The organism is Priestia sp. BR_2 (assembly GCF_041954005.1).
GTDB classification, from domain to species: Bacteria; Bacillota; Bacilli; order Paenibacillales; family Paenibacillaceae; genus Paenibacillus_AQ; species Paenibacillus_AQ lautus_A.
The window spans coordinates 37,520-53,100 of sequence record NZ_JAVFHM010000194.1 but is presented as its reverse complement, the minus strand read 5'-3'; the positions used below and the strand labels follow the sequence as shown (position 1 = coordinate 53,100).

The following is a 15,581-nucleotide window of genomic DNA, read 5'->3' as shown; positions in this document are numbered from 1 at the left end:
ACTACTATTTAACGGTTGGAAGCTTGAACGATACGATGCGTATCCCGCGCGATAACCAATTCTTCATTGGTAGGGATCACGAGTACCTCAACCTTCGAGTTCGCCGCGGAAATACGGCGCGGCTCGCCGGATCGAATGCTGTTCAGCTCCTCATCCAATTCTACTCCGAGATAGGTAAGCTGCTCAAGCACTCTTTGACGAAGAACGATCGAATTCTCGCCGACGCCCGCCGTAAATACGATGACATCCACGCCATTCATGGCGGCAGCATAAGAACCGATGTATTTACGGACACGATACTCGTACATTTCAAAAGCTAATGTGGAGTTCGGATCGCCTTTTTCCATGCCTTCCGTGATCTCGCGCATATCGCTGCTGATTCCGGAAATCGCCAGCAAGCCGCTGTGCTTGTTCAGCATGGAGTTCACTTCATTTACGGTAAGCTCTTCCTTATTCATGACAAACGGCACGATCGCAGGATCCAAATCACCGCTGCGCGTACCCATCATGAGTCCTTCCAGCGGCGTCATGCCCATGGAAGTATCGATGGACTTGCCGCCTTTTACCGCTGTGAGGGAAGCCCCGTTCCCGATATGGCAGGTAATGATCTTCAGATCCTCCAGCGGACGGTTCAGGAATTCTGCCGCCGCCTGGCTGACATAGGCATGGGAAGTACCGTGCGCACCGTAACGACGTACTTTATACTTATTATAAAGTACTCTCGGAATAGCGTACAGGTACGATTTCTCCGGCATGGTCTGATGGAACGCCGTATCAAACACAACGACCTGCGGAACGCCAGGCATATTGGTTTCTGCGGCTTTGATCCCCATCATCGAGGCCGGATTGTGCAGCGGAGCCAGATCGAACAAGCGGCGGATTTCCGCTTTGGCGTCACTGTCTACGAGAGCGGACTCTTTAAAAGATTCCCCGCCATGCACCACGCGATGCCCTACGGCCTGAATGCTTTCGATGGAATCGATCACGCCGTGCTCCTCGTTTGTCAGCATGCCAAGCACTTTGCGGATCGCGGTAGTATGCTCCAGAATCTCGCTGACTTCGGTTACGTCCTGTTTTCCTGTCGGCTTATGCGTCAGAATCGAGGAATCCATGCCGATCCGTTCAACCAATCCTTTGGCCAGCACGGATTCATCCGTCATATCGTACAGTTGATACTTCAGCGAAGAACTGCCTGCATTAATTACGAGAATATTCATACCCGGTCACCATCCTTGTCGTACTTGAAAAAGCCTTCTCCGGTTTTAACGCCCAGTTGTCCTGCGCGAACCAATTTCTTCAAGACAATCGATGGACGGTATTTCAGTTCGCCGTACTCGCGGAACATGCGCTCCAGCGCGGCGAGAATGGAATCCAGGCCGAAACGGTCGGCCATTTCCAGCGGTCCGTGCTGGAAGTTATATCCGATTCTCATGGCGTCGTCGATATCTTCCGCGGAGGCTACGCCTTCTTGCAAGAGATGCATCGCTTCGTTGATCATGAGCGTGATCATGCGGGTGGTGACGAAACCTGGAGATTCATAGACCATGATGCCCTTTTTATCCGAAACTTCCTCAACAAAGCGTTTGGTTTCGTTAAACGTATGATCTGAAGTCTTCAAGCCGCGAATGATTTCAACGAGGTCGACCTTGGAAACGGGATGTATGAAGTGCATGCCAATAACACGCTCAGGATATTTGGTGGAGCTGGCGAGCTCCGTCAAACTAAGCGTGGATGTATTACTTGCTAATATTACGTGGCTTGGACAAACCTGATCCAGCTGTGTAAATACTTCTTTCTTTGCATCCAAGTCCTCTATGATCGTCTCAATTACCATATCGCAGGTGCTAAGCTCCGCAAAATGAGTTACTTTTTGAATCCGGTTCAGGATCAGTTTCTTCTCTGCCTGGGTAATTCCCCATTTCTCCAGTTGTTTATCTAGACTGGTCTCGATCATTCGGTATGAATAGTCCAGTTTCTCTGGAGTTTTCTCTACGAGCAGTACGTCAAGGCCCTTGGCTGCCAGCATCTCCGCAATGCCCTGCCCCATGGTCCCGCCGCCTACAACGCCGATTTTTTTGAAGTACATGGTTTCTACTCCACCCTTTCCTTATCTCTATACTTTAATTGTACCCCATTTGTCGAAAAATACATTTTAGAGCACAAAGTATAATAATATCTTAGCACGACAAAAAAGTAAAAAAAAATAACCAGCATAACAATTTATGCTGGTAAAAGCGCGTTTTCACGAAATTGACAACGAAATTGTTCTCCCGAGAGAATTTCTTCCTTCAACAGGATGTCAAGAGAATTGTCGAATATCGGCCGTTTCTGCTCCAAAAGAGTTTTGGTGCGATTCATCAGCTCTTCCAATATCACATTGTTCTCTTTCATCAGCTCTTCGGTAGTAACCATGTTCATGTTAACGATACCCAGCGACGTCAGACCCGACTTCATCATCGTCTCCACGATGTTCAGCGACTGCTCGAAGTCATTGCTGGAGCCCGTGCTTCGGCCCCCGTAATAGATCTCTTCGGCGGCCGCGCCGCCAAGAGCGATCATAATCTGCTCTTCCAGGAAGGTTTTTGTGTACAAATACTGTTCCTGCTGCGGATTATGGCGAACATAACCAAGCGCCTTGCCGCGCGGGCTGAGCGCGACTTGCTTCACGCTGCCTGGGCGCACCAGCTCTGCCATGATAGCATGTCCCAATTCGTGGATGGCAACACGCTTTTTCTCCTCCAAATTCGATTCACGGTCGGAACGCTCGCCCATCATGACCTTGTCAATCGCCATGGACAGATGACGCTGATGGATAAATTGTTCGTTCTCGCGCATCGTATAGATGGCGGCTTCGTTCATGACGCTCTCCAGCTGTGCACCCGAGAAGCCATAGGCTTCCTCTGCTATTTTTTCCAGGTCGACATCTTGATGCAGCGGCTTATTGCCCGCATGCAGGTTTAAGATATGCGTCCGGCCCTTCTTATCAGGCAGATCCACTTGAATATGGCGGTCGAATCGTCCTGGACGCAGCAGCGCGCTGTCCAGCATTTCTTTACGGTTCGTTGCGGCGATCACCAGAATGCGAGGCGTGTCCTGCGAATAGATGCCGTCCATTTCGGTCAGCAGCTGATTCAGCGTTTGATCGTACTCTCGCTGTTGGCCGCCTTCGCGTTTACCGCCGATGACGTCGATCTCATCGATGAAGATGATGGCATTTTGCTTGTTTTCTTTGGCCGCGCGGTTGCGGGCATCCTTGAACAAATCCCGGATACGCCCTGCACCGACGCCGACATACATCTCCACGAATTCACTGCCGGAAGCAGCGACAAATATAGAATCGGTATAATGGGCAGCGGCCTTGGCCATCAAGGTCTTCCCTGTTCCCGGAGGCCCTGTTAGAAGAATCCCCTTCAATGGACGTATGCCGAATTTCTTGATATCCTCGTGACGAATCAGAAAATCCAATGCTTCCCGCAGCTCCTGCTTAGCGTTATCCTGCCCGCCGATTTCCTCGAACGTCAGCTTGGCCGGGCCGCTCTTCTTCCGCTTTCGCTCATTTCCGGCACCAACCGCGATGCCGCCCTTCATCTTGGCTATAAACAGCAAGCCGCCTACGAGTCCTGCCGCTATTAAGAGAGGCACGATGTTCACGCCGACAAACACAAGGAATACCAACAAAACCGGAATGAAGCCTAACATGATTTCTTTTGCTAATTTAGGCATGGTTCCACACCTCCATTTTGCCAGGTTGACGCGGCAAGATTATAAATTTACCAGACTTGCCGTCCGACAAGCTGACATAGACATTGGTGTCATCGATCGTTGCTTTTGCTTTCAAATTCGGCGACTGGGCAGCCAGCTGCTCGAGCGATGATTGAATATCGGTATACTGTTTATTGTCCATCGCTTCGGCAACCGACAGCATCGCTTGCTCCCACCATTGATCCAATGCTTCCGAGGAATGGTCCTCCACCTGGATTCTCAATTCCCGCTTCCCGATCACGGACTTGCCTTCCTGCTTAATATGCTGAACCAAACCTTGTAAATTCGCATCCGGAGCCAAATCAAGATTCAAAGTCACGGTATCCTGTTTAATATCTATATGAGAACTTTTCACGCCATCGTATTGTGACACAACAGTTGCGAGCGGATTCTGCAAAGCCATCTGCCGATACAGAAACCAACCGCCAAAGAGGACCGATGCTGAGATCACGACAGTCAGCATGATAGGTACAATGCGCAGTTTCATGAAGTTCCTCCTTCAATTTCGATATGAAATTTTGTATAGCAATTGCAGCACAATAATACATATAACAACGATATATGGTGAGGCATGTAATTGATCTGCTCAATTCGTACAAGTACGAGTATATCATATCTTATATACTTTTTCATGCTTGTCTGTGAAAATATTTAGAACAGTTTTACCAATTTATTTCTGTATGCGCTTACATATTTATGTGCCAAAGAGGCATCCCTATGAGGGGACGCCTTTTCATTTGTTTTCTTATTGATTAGGAAGAATAATATCATTTCCGATGGCGTTTCCGTCTTGAAAACGATAGAATCGGTAACCGCGCTGACCGTTGTTTTCATATTGCAGCTGCCAGGCATACTCGCCTTCATACATTCCCGGCAGCAATCGCTTGATGACCGCACCCGGCATTTCGTTACGGATCTGGTCCCGCATCACGGCCTCTGACATGCCCGTATTCAATAACACCGACTGAACGGCATCTGTCCCTTCAACAGGAACGTTATCGTCCGTAAACTTCACCCAGACCATGCGGTCTTGATTGTCTTTATCTTTCCCGCTGACCACCCAATAGTTATTGTCCTCGCCCCATACCGATTTATAGGTCTTGTCGGACGAGACCAATTGGCCATGCTGTTTCGCTGCAAGGATCGCCATTCTTTCTTCATTCCACGTATCTTTCATAACATAGGAATAATAGAGCTGTAGGCCAAGCAATAATAGCAGGACGCCGGACACGCTCAGCAATATCCACTTCGTTTTTTTCTTCAAATCCGTCTTCCTCGCTCCCCTTGATTATTCCCTAGAGGGTTGTAAGACGCTCAAATGCACGCTGCGCTTCCCGGCGGATGCGTTCCTCGTCGAGAGTAAGGCTCGCGCCATTCTTCACCACCTGCTTGCCGTCAACCCATACATGCTCTACATCCTTCGCGCTGGCAGAGTAGATCGCGTGAGAAATATAGTCGGTCCGTGGAAGGAAATGCGCCTGATCCGTATTCAATGCGATCATATCGGCCTTCATCCCAACCGCGAGCATACCGATATCCTCAAGGAAAGCGGACTTGGCTCCGTATACCGTGCCCATTCGGAGCGCTTCGGAGGCCGGAATGGCCGTCGGATCCCCGCTTACTCCTTTATGGATCAGGGCAGCCAGCCGCATCTCTTCGAACATATCCAGGTTATTGTTGCTAGCAGGTCCGTCGGTACCGAGCGACACCGTTACGCCGGCTTTCAGCAGCGCTGGTACGCGGGCGACTCCGCTGGCAAGCTTCAAATTGCTTCCGGGATTATGCGATACGGCTACTTGATGCTTGGCCAAGACTTCGATTTCCTCATCGGTCAGATGAACGGCATGCGCAAGGAGCGTAGGACGGGAGAACATGCCCAGCTTCTCCAAATGGGCAACGGGGCGAAGCCCGTAATCCTTAACATTCTGAGCCACTTCAGTTTCCGTTTCGGACATATGGGTATGCAAAGGCAGGTTCAAGTCATGGGATGCTTGAACGAATTTTTCGATGAAATCCGGCGGGCAGGTATAAGGCGCGTGCGGCGAGATCATCGTCGTAATTCTGCCGTCAGCCTTGCCATGCCAATCCTTCGCGAATGCCACCGCCTCATCCAGCTTCTGCTGCTGTACCTCGGGCGGGCATAAACCGATTACGCCGCGCGTCAGGACGCCGCGCATTCCCGAGTCCTGGACAACCTTCGCGACCTGATCCATATGGTCATACATATCCACAAACGTCGTGGTTCCGCCCTTGATCATCTCCAGCACGGAGAGCGATGTGCCCCAATATACGTCGTCTGACGTGAATTTGGCTTCCATCGGCCACATTTTTTCCTGAAGCCATACCTGCAGCGCCAGATCGTCCCCATAGCCGCGAAGAAGCGACATGGCGGCATGTCCATGCGTGTTCACCAATCCGGGCAGGAAGAACAGATGGGTTCCGTCGATAATCTCTGTCCCCTCTTCCACGACGGGCTCCTCTTCGCCCAGGTACGTGATCCGGTCGTTCTCAACCACCAGGTATCCGCGAAGCACGGATTGGCCTTCCTCCAGTACTGCAAACGTTCCGTTCTTAACCATCCACTTCGTTGTTGTCATGTGCTGCATCCTCCTTGCCGTTATCCAAATAATAGGCCAAACTTTGCAAATCCGTTGTAAAATCAGCCGTATGAATCCGGATATGGGCTGGGGCTTTCAGGATGGTTGGCGCAAAGTTCAGAATCGCCTCGATCCCTGAGGCGATAAGCTGATTCGCGACGTTCTGCGCTTCGAAATCCGGAACGGTAATAATCCCGATTCGAATGCCGTGCTCATGAACCGTCTTCTCCAGCTCTTCCATCGGCTGTACGACCAAATTGTTAATTTTCATACCAACTTTGGGAGAATACGAATCGAAAATCGCCACAATCTTCATATTATCCTTCAGGAATGCATTGTAATTCGATAATGCATGTCCAAGATTACCGGCCCCGACCAATGCGACATTGATCTTCTGGTCCAGCTTCAGAATCTGGCGAATCTTCTCGATCAGATAAGAAACATCATATCCGATCCCTTTCCGTCCAAAATCACCGAAATACGCCAGGTCCTTACGAATTTGAGCAGGATTGAGGTCCAGCTTCTGTCCCAGCTCCTGGGAGGAAACCGTGGAAACCTCCCTCTTCTGAAGCTCATTCAAATAGCGCAAGTATACAGGTAATCTGCGGACCACGGCTTCCGAAATTTTTTCCGATTTCATGCATGCTCCCCCTAATAATAGGTTAATAACTACATCTTTTTTTGTTGATCGTGCTTGGTTTCACTTTATTCCGCTTGGTTTCCCGCGCTTGCCTCTTCCTGCAGCCATTCCGAAATTCGGGGAACGATCCCCTCTGTCGGCATATGCTCCATCTTCGGCCCCGGCAAGGAATATAAGAAATACTTCCCGTAATAGGATTCAATGACCCGGGTATCGTACACGATCACGATCCCTTTATCTTGTGCTGTTCGCACCAGACGCCCAAACCCCTGTTTGAAACGAATGACCGCTTGCGGAACCGAAAGCTTCATGAAGGGATTCTTCTTCTGCTGCTGCAGCAGTTCGCTCTTGGCCTCGACCAAGGGGTGATTCGGCGGCTGGAACGGCAGCCGGACGATGGCAAGACAAGTCAGCGCCTCGCCCGGGATGTCTACCCCTTCCCAGAAGGAGCTGGTGCCCAGCAGCACGGAAGCGCTGCTGTCCTGAAATCTTCGGATTAACTTGGTACGGCTGGTTCCGTCCATACCTTGTCCCAATACCGTGATGTCGCTTGATGCCAGCGCTTCTTTCAGCGGCTCGTGCACCTGGCGCAGCATCCGGTACGAAGTGAACAGGACGAGCATGCGGCCATGCGTAGCAACGGCCGTATCGGCCAAAGACTTCACGAGCGTATTCACAAAGAGTGCATCCCCGACCGATCCCTTCACGCTCGGAAAATCGCGCGGCACGACAAGAAGGGCCTGTTCCCTGTAATTAAACGGGGACGGGAGCTGAACCGTGTTCAGGTTCCCCGCTTCAGCCGCTTCCTGAAGACCCAGGTTTTCGATCATGAACTGAAACGATTTGTCCACCGACAAGGTTGCCGATGTCAGAATCACGCTTTGTTTCTTGTCAAAAAACAATTCCTTCAGATGAGCGCTCACGTCGACGGGCACGGCATACAACTGCAGCGATTTGCTGCGGAAATTGCCGTTCGCCTCCATCCAGTATACCGTGCCCTCATCGTTCAGGGCCATGAAGGAGCGCAGGTCTTCACGATGCGCGGCCAGGTCCTTAAATAGGCCCGATAGGTCGGTTAACAGGCTGTCCGCGCTGTAGTCATCCAAATCTTCCTTCATTTCGGCGATCAGCTTATCGCCCTTGCGCACGACATCGCCCAGCGTCAGATGAATTTGATGCTCCAGTTCGGCCATCGAATCCCAATCCTTCGGCTTCTTAAGCGGGGACAGGCGGAGCGAGAATTGGCCGGCATCTCCCGGAGAAGCGTCTCCGCGTTCCGGAAGCAGTCCGAACAATTGATCGCTGAGCCGATCCCAGTTCTCTTTTACGGTAATGAGGTCCGGATACAAACGGTCGATGACGGAAGACCATTCGACTGCCTTCTCGTGCGGCGAAGCTTGCAGCAGCTGGCGCAGAGCCGGGAGCTGCCCGCTTCGGCTGTCTTTGTACATACGGGTCAAGGTATGGACCACCGAAAAATACTTCATCTGCAAGCCAAGGTGCTTGCCGGCGACATCCTCAAGATGATGCGCTTCGTCGATGACGAGGCGCTCATAGCTTGGCAGCAGCTGATGATTCGCCTTCACGTCGGTGAACAGCTTCGAATGGTTCGTAATGACGACATCCGCGATGCCTGCTTCATGCTTGGCCCTGTGATAGTAGCATTTGCGGAACCAAGGGCAGGCGCGTCCGAGGCAAGAATCCGAATCGCTGGAGATGGTCTCCCAGAAATCCCCTCCGCGTCCGCCAAGGTTTAGCTCTTCATCATCCCCGTTCTCCGTCTGGGTCAGCCAGACCAGCATCTGGGCCGCCGTTATTACGTCTTCCTTCGGGGAATGAAAATCTCTTCTATTTATTTTATGTTCAAATTTTCTCAAACACAAATAATGTCCCCTGCCCTTGAAAATGGCCGCCTTAAAAGGAAAAGGAACAACCTGGGTGAGCAGGGGAATATCCCGGTCACGCAGCTGTTCTTGAAGGTTGATCGTATGCGTGCTCACCATAACCTTCTGTTCCTGCTTCACGCTTTGATAGATCGACGGCAGCAAATATCCAAGGGATTTGCCGGTTCCCGTGCCCGCTTCGATCAATAGATGTTTATTGTCATCCAGCGCCTGCATCACTTCCTGGAACATCATGTCCTGGGCATCCCTGCTCTCGTAATGAGGCAGCGTTTCCTTCAGGCGTTCACGAACATCGTTCATGTATTGCTCGAAGCTTACATCGGCCAAGGGGTTGGGCTCCGTCTCATCTCTGACAGGTGCTATATCGTTCCAATCATCCACCGCCAAGGCAAACTGGCGGTAGTACGTATGGGTGTCTCCCGCTTGTACGGCTCGGTGCTCCCTGTCGGAACGAATGCCGTCAAAGAACCAGGCCAAATCGCTGTCCTCGTCGGCAAACAGGTCGCTTAAACGCTGAATGGTGAGCAGCGGAAGCTCGTCGATCTCCTCCAAACATTTCAGCAGCGCATAGGCTGTGGCAAGCGCATCGCTGTCCGCCTGGTGCGGACGGTCATGCTCCAGGCCGAAATGAGAGGACACCATCCCGAGCTGGTAGGACGGGAGCGAGGGAAAGCATATTTTTAAGAAGTGCATCGTATCTAGAATACGGCCGCTGAACGGTAAATAGCCGCAGCGATCGAGCGCGTTTTGCAAAAAGTTAAAATCAAAAGCGACGTTATGTCCAACCAATACGACATCGTCGAGCATGGGCACAAGCTCCATCATCATTTCTTCCAATGACGGAGCATCCGCTACATCACTGTCGGAAATGCCGGTCAAACCGGTAATAAAAGGAGGGATCGGAATCCCGGGATTGACATAGGTGCCGTATACGCGGGATATGCTTCGATCCTCTTCGATGATGGCCAGTCCAACCTGAATGATTTCATCTGCAGACTGGTTGCCCGTGGTTTCAAAATCCAATACGGCAAATTTCATTTCGATAAAATCCCTTTCCTCCAGACTAATTAACAGCATACCAGAAGTTGCGGGTTTTGAACATTCCGGGTAAAAAATCCCCAGGCTTTCTGTACCGCTCCCGTACGCAAAAAGCGATGCCAAAGTCTCAAGGTGAGCTCTGGCATCGCTTCTTGTTGTGGCTTGATTTCTACAGCAAAGAGATCAATTGGCTGCCGTACTGGAGCTCACCGCGATTCTGCTTGCAGACCTCCAGGTTGATCATGGGGTCGGGAAGCGTCGGATCGCTATGAATTGCCAGTGCAAAATGTTCCTCGGCCTTTGCTTGCTGTCCATTCAACACCTCGATGCATCCAAGCGCATTGTAGATCATCGCCCGAAGCTTTCTGTTGTCAGCCAGGGGCAGGATGGAGATCAGTACGTCGGATGCTTGGGCGGTTTGCCCCAAATACAGATGGGACATGGCAATGTACAACTTGATCAGAAGGCTGTCCGGAAATACCGCAGCGGCTGCCTCAAACTGCTGTATGGCCGGCTGGAACATCAACAGCTTGTAGTAACCTTGACCGCGAACGAACGCATCCAGCTGCAATTCAGGCGCTTCGGTCGGCGGAAAAACCGGAGGTGACGCTGCACTCTCGCGGAAGATGGCCATTTTTTCTTCAAAATGCAGCCACTCCTCGATAATGCCCTCGCTCATGCTTTTGAGCATGTTCCAGTTTTGTACCAGCGCCTGTTTTTGGGGACCTTGAGCAGAAGGGTAATGCTTCACAATTTCATCTAACATGTTGTTCATTTCGGCGAATACATGTTGAAACATAGCTGCATCCCACCCTTAGCGGAAAAATGAGATCAGTGCGTCGACCTGAACTCATTTTCTGTAGAAGACGGTCTTTTCATCCCTTTAAGGTCCCGACACATTTTGGTTCTTCAGAGAATGGCGGCGTGAACTTCGCGATATTCCGTCGTAACCGGCTTATTCGATTCGTCGACGATCACGACCGTCGGGGTGTGATGGTCGTATTCCTCTTTGGACATCATGGCATAAGAAATGATAATGACGTTGTCGCCGGGCTGTACAAGACGTGCGGCTGCTCCGTTCAAGCAAATGACGCCGCTGCCGCGCTCGCCTTTGATTACGTACGTTTCCAGACGGGCGCCGTTGTTATTGTTCACGATTTGAACTTTTTCATTCTCCAGAAGGTCTGCAGCCTCCATTAGATCCTCATCAATGGTAATGCTGCCCACATAGTTCAGATTGGCTTCCGTCACCGTTGCGCGGTGGATTTTGGATTTCATCATCGTTCTAAACATGGGGTCCCCCTACTTTTGGTTGAAGTAATGCATTGTCAATGAGACGGGTGCGGCCAAAACGCACGGCCAGCGCCATGATGACGGTTCTGTCTTCATCCACAATGCGGTATGAATCTTCCACGGGCGCAAGCTCCGGGAAGGTGAGCAATTCCGCGTAATCGATATCAGCGAGCGGAGAGCGGGATATATAATCCCGAAGATGAGCGCGGATCTCTCCTGCCGTCGTCGCTTGTCCCTGCCGGATTGCCTCCTGAGCCGTCCGCAGCGAGCCCGACAGCACAAGCGCCTGTTCCCGCTCTTCCGGCTTCAGATACACGTTGCGCGAGCTTAGGGCAAGGCCGTCGGATTCGCGAATGATCGGACATGGCACGATGGTCACATCCATATTCAAATCCCGTACCATTTGTTCTATGACGGCCACCTGCTGGGCATCCTTCATCCCGAAGAAGGCATAGTCGGGCTTTACGATATTGAACAATTTATTCACAACCGTGGTGACACCGTCAAAATGTCCGGGGCGGGAGGCCCCGCACAACAATGACGTAATTTCCGCTACGGCAATTTTGGTTTTGGTCGGCTGAGGGTACATTTCCTCTACCGCAGGAATGAATACCACGTCCACCCCTTCGGATTCCGCCAAGGCCAGGTCACGCGCTTCATCCCGAGGATAAGTTTCATAATCCTCGCCCGGTCCGAACTGAATCGGATTGACAAAGATGCTGATGACCACCGTGCCTGACATTTCCCGCGCCTTGCGCATCAGGCTGGCGTGTCCTTCATGCAAATAACCCATCGTAGGCACGAGACCTACCGGTCCTCTGCCGGACTCCAGCCGATTCCGAAGCTCAGATCTTAAATCCGCAATGCTGCGAATCACTTTCATGATGTCGTGCCCACCTTTTCCTTTTGGCTTCCATATAATGCCGTTGTCGTTTCGGAACCGGCATTGTTCTCCGTCTTGAACACATGCTCCTCGGCCGGGAATGCGCGGTCCTTCACTTCCTTCACATACCGCGTGATACCCTCGCGGATAACGGAGCCGACATCGGCGTAGGTTTTCACGAAGCGTTTGTCCCGATAAGGGGACGCGTATTTCAATATATCATGGAATACCAGCACTTGGCCGTCACAATAACGACCGGCGCCGATGCCAATGGTCGGGATGCTCAGCGCTTTGGATATGTCAGCAGCCGCTTCTTCCGTAACCAGCTCCAACACGATAGCAAATGCGCCGGCCGCTTCAAGCGCCTTCGCATCGTTCATGAGCCGCTGCGCGTCTTGGGCATCCTTGCCTTGAATCCGGTATCCGCCGATCTGGTTTACCGACTGAGGCGTCAGCCCGATATGGCCCAGCACCGGGACCCCGGATTGTACGATCCGTTTTACGGTATCGGCGATTTCTTCGCCGCCCTCCATTTTTACGGCATGCGCATGACCTTCCTGCATCAATCGCCGCACGCCGCGCAAGCTTTCATCGATGCCTCCATGATAAGTCATGAACGGCATATCCGCTACGATGAACGTATCCTCGGCTCCGCGAGCGACGGCGCGAGTATGGTACACCATGTCGTCCAGCGTAACGGGAATCGTGGAGTTATAACCCAGCACGACGTTGCCGAGGGAATCGCCCACCAGTATCATATCAATATCCGCTTCTTCCGCCAGCTTGGCGGAAGGATAATCGTACGCGGTCAGCATCGTGATCGGTACGCCTTTCTTCTTCATGTTCTTCAGTTTCACGATGTTCAGTGGTTGTTTGCCTGCCATTGTGACACAGCCTCCCTGTGTGATGTAGTTAGACACAATAAAAAAACCTTTTAGCACGTACTTGCTAAAAAGTCCGAAAGGCAAAAAAGAGTCACTCGCGATCGTCCCTTCTGTCTCGGTCCTTTCGGCTCAGAGCAGAATCCAACGTAACCGGCATAACAGTTATGAAGGTGTTCTAAATCATAATTCTCACTTGCTGCAGAGTGCAATTCGCTCATGGCGATACCGCCTCTATAGTTGTAGTATATCAAATTCCAGCTCCGATTTCACCATGTTTCATTTACCTGGTATTAAAAAGAATATCGCCCGAATACACGGGAACGAGTTCATTATGCTGGTTGCGGACCAGCAGAGCGCCGTCCTGGTTGAGTCCCGTCGCAATCCCGCTAAAACGGTCACGGGCCGTCTGTACTTGAACCTCGCGGCCCACCGTACCGGATAAAGCTTCCCAAAGCGAGGCTACGGGCTCGAAGCCCTGCTCGTTGTACAATTCGTATAAAACCTCCATCTCCGTCATGATGGACTGGATCAGAGATGTCCGGTTGACGGTTTTCCCGCCGGCGATGCGAATCGACGTCGCAACGTTCCGCAATTCCTCCGGAAAATCCGCTTCTTTCAGATTCGCGCTGATTCCGATGCCGGCAATGCAGTAGCGTACTCTTTCATCTTCGGTTGCGGACTCCAGCAGAATGCCGCAAACCTTTTTGCCCTGATACAGAATATCGTTCGGCCATTTGATGTCGGTTTGCACGCCGGCGGATTTAGCGATGGCGCGGCATACCGCCACGCCTGTCAATAATGTAAGCTGCTGGGTTAGATGCAGCGGCTGCTTCGGCCTGAGCACCAGGCTCATCCATATGCCTTTGCCTCTCGGGGAATGAAATTTCCTTCCCATTCTGCCCCGGCCGCCCGTCTGCTCTTCCGAGATGACAAGCGTGCCTTCGGCTGCCCCTTCTTCCGCCAACTGCCGGGCATCCTCCTGAGTTGACGTCGTTTTGTCCAGCAGCTTGATCGATTTGCCGAAGTACCGACTGGTCATGCCCGCTGTCAGTTGATCCCCGCTCAGTCGGTCCGGCTCGTCCAACATGCGGTAGCCAAGCCGCGGAACGGCCTCGAAATCATACCCTGCACTCCGAAGCTTATTGATCTGCTTCCATACGGCCGTCCGGCTGATGGACAATTTTCGGCTAATCTCTTCCCCGGACAGAAACTGACCGGCATTCTCCTGGAACATTTTCAGAAGTGCGTTGTCTTGATCATGATCCTTCATTATGAATTACCACCCGCTTTGCTTCTTCAATCAACGATTCCTTATCGTTGTTAATCAAACCTGCCGCCGCTTTCCCCAGCAGCAGCCCAAGAAGTTCCCCAAGCCATGGGCCTCCGCGTCTGCCCAGCGTCTCAAGCAATTCGCTGCCGGTGATGGCCAAATCCTTCAAGCTGCGGATCCGGAGATCCTGCAGCCACACGTCAAGTTGCCGGATGAAGGTCAGCGGAGCAGAAGACGCTCCCGCGTGATGCAAAGCCGTTTGCATTTCCAGCCATCCTTGGGCTGCCTCGACCCCGTAGGCAAGGACTAGGCTGATCCACTTGAGCCTGCTGCTTTCGGCATCGCCCGCATTCGGTTGCTGCAGATAGGATTCATGCAGCGAGAGCAGTTTCACGATGGATTCACGCTGCTTATTGGAGAAGGTCCATGATCGCAGCAGCTCCTCTGCTTGCTGAGCTGTAATGCCGCATGCGAGCAGGAGCAAGGACCAACGGATCGTCGCATGGTCCGGTTCAATCCGCTCCATGGCTTCGATCGTCTTCCTATCATGCGTGGTATAGGGAAAGGGCGCTTTCATCCGGGAATGCAGTCCGCTCCGGACAAACATCTCCAATCCGCGCAGCGGGGACGGCCCAGCCAGAATTTTCTCGAATTCGCTGCGGATGCGTTCCATCGCAATCCATCCTAAGGTGTCTCTCTCCGAGAGGATCCCTCTCCATGTACGGAGTGCGATGGAGAAACCGAACACGGAGGCAAAACGGATGCAGCGCACCATGCGCAGGGCGTCTTCGCGAAAACGAACACGGGCATCGCCCACGCAGCGAATCACCTTCCGGTCAATATCCTCTCGTCCGCCGAAGGGGTCAACCCAGGAACCGTCAATTCCTCTGGCCATTGCGTTCATGGTGAAGTCGCGACGCCTCAAATCTTCCTTCACTTCCCCGACGAAAGCGACCTCCGTCGGATGACGATGGTCCTCATAACCGCTCTCCACCCGATATGTCGTCACTTCAAAAGACTGGCCTTCCATCAGCACCGTCACGGTTCCGTGCTTGATTCCTGTTGGAATTACTTTGGGGAAGACGGAACAGGTGACTTCCGGCAAGGCGGAGGTGGTAATATCCATGTCGCTGACCCTGCGCCCCATGTATTCATCACGGACACAGCCTCCGACCCAATACGCTTCATGTCCATGCCGAAGCAGAGTGCGGATCACATCCGCACTCCGCTCGGCCATGTCGGGGTCCGCGTTGCGCCATCGAATCGAATTATACATATCTGCCATAGTTTCCCGTTCCTTTTATCCGAAA

Annotated in this window: 14 protein-coding genes; all 14 read right to left on the bottom strand. The window is 52.0% G+C overall.

From position 1 onward, the window contains the following. Positions 1-8 precede the first annotated feature (8 nt). Positions 9-1,217 carry an acetate/propionate family kinase gene (locus RB298_RS14760; protein ID WP_015734567.1) on the bottom strand — a complete coding sequence of 403 codons (1,209 nt, stop codon included), beginning with the start codon at positions 1,215-1,217 and terminating at the stop codon, positions 9-11. After that, a complete protein-coding gene (locus tag RB298_RS14755; RefSeq protein WP_036665598.1) occupies positions 1,214-2,086 on the bottom strand; it encodes a 3-hydroxyacyl-CoA dehydrogenase family protein in 873 nt (290 codons plus the stop codon). The genes RB298_RS14760 and RB298_RS14755 overlap by 4 nt, the downstream gene beginning before the upstream one ends. A 134-nt stretch (positions 2,087-2,220) precedes the next feature. Further along, a complete protein-coding gene (locus tag RB298_RS14750) occupies positions 2,221-3,723 on the bottom strand; it encodes an AAA family ATPase (RefSeq protein WP_015734565.1) in 1,503 nt (500 codons plus the stop codon). After that, positions 3,716-4,249 (bottom strand): hypothetical protein, encoded by a 534-nt coding sequence (locus tag RB298_RS14745; RefSeq protein WP_009595224.1) that lies wholly within the window; start codon positions 4,247-4,249, stop codon positions 3,716-3,718. The genes RB298_RS14750 and RB298_RS14745 overlap by 8 nt, the downstream gene beginning before the upstream one ends. A 258-nt stretch (positions 4,250-4,507) precedes the next feature. Beyond that, positions 4,508-5,026 (bottom strand): cell wall elongation regulator TseB-like domain-containing protein, encoded by a 519-nt coding sequence (locus RB298_RS14740; RefSeq protein ID WP_192572459.1) that lies wholly within the window; start codon positions 5,024-5,026, stop codon positions 4,508-4,510. Between the two features lie 31 nt (positions 5,027-5,057). Beyond that, positions 5,058-6,359, bottom strand: a complete 1,302-nt coding sequence (locus RB298_RS14735) for an amidohydrolase (protein ID WP_096773303.1) — start codon at positions 6,357-6,359, stop codon at positions 5,058-5,060. Next, complete coding sequence (locus RB298_RS14730; RefSeq protein WP_009595150.1) at positions 6,334-6,999, bottom strand: redox-sensing transcriptional repressor Rex; 666 nt, start codon at positions 6,997-6,999, stop codon at positions 6,334-6,336. Before RB298_RS14730 ends, RB298_RS14735 begins: the two co-directional genes overlap by 26 nt. 65 nt (positions 7,000-7,064) lie before the next feature. Next, complete coding sequence (dinG, locus tag RB298_RS14725) at positions 7,065-9,941, bottom strand: ATP-dependent DNA helicase DinG (protein ID WP_486047451.1); 2,877 nt, start codon at positions 9,939-9,941, stop codon at positions 7,065-7,067. Between the two features lie 169 nt (positions 9,942-10,110). After that, on the bottom strand, positions 10,111-10,740 hold the full coding sequence (locus tag RB298_RS14720; protein WP_009595155.1) for a hypothetical protein: 630 nt from the start codon (positions 10,738-10,740) through the stop codon (positions 10,111-10,113). Between the two features lie 110 nt (positions 10,741-10,850). Then, positions 10,851-11,234: an aspartate 1-decarboxylase gene (gene panD, locus RB298_RS14715; protein WP_015734561.1), complete on the bottom strand. Its 384-nt coding sequence runs from the start codon at positions 11,232-11,234 to the stop codon at positions 10,851-10,853. After that, positions 11,227-12,117 (bottom strand): pantoate--beta-alanine ligase, encoded by an 891-nt coding sequence (panC, locus tag RB298_RS14710; RefSeq protein ID WP_486047450.1) that lies wholly within the window; start codon positions 12,115-12,117, stop codon positions 11,227-11,229. Before panC ends, panD begins: the two co-directional genes overlap by 8 nt. Continuing rightward, complete coding sequence (gene panB / locus RB298_RS14705; protein ID WP_277748571.1) at positions 12,114-13,001, bottom strand: 3-methyl-2-oxobutanoate hydroxymethyltransferase; 888 nt, start codon at positions 12,999-13,001, stop codon at positions 12,114-12,116. The genes panC and panB overlap by 4 nt, the downstream gene beginning before the upstream one ends. Before the next feature lie 280 nt (positions 13,002-13,281). Further along, entirely contained in the window at positions 13,282-14,271 is a 990-nt protein-coding gene (locus tag RB298_RS14700; RefSeq protein ID WP_486047449.1) for a biotin--[acetyl-CoA-carboxylase] ligase, read from the bottom strand. Further along, on the bottom strand, positions 14,258-15,556 hold the full coding sequence (locus tag RB298_RS14695; protein WP_277748570.1) for a CCA tRNA nucleotidyltransferase: 1,299 nt from the start codon (positions 15,554-15,556) through the stop codon (positions 14,258-14,260). The genes RB298_RS14700 and RB298_RS14695 overlap by 14 nt, the downstream gene beginning before the upstream one ends. Between the last annotated feature and the right edge of the window lie 25 nt (positions 15,557-15,581).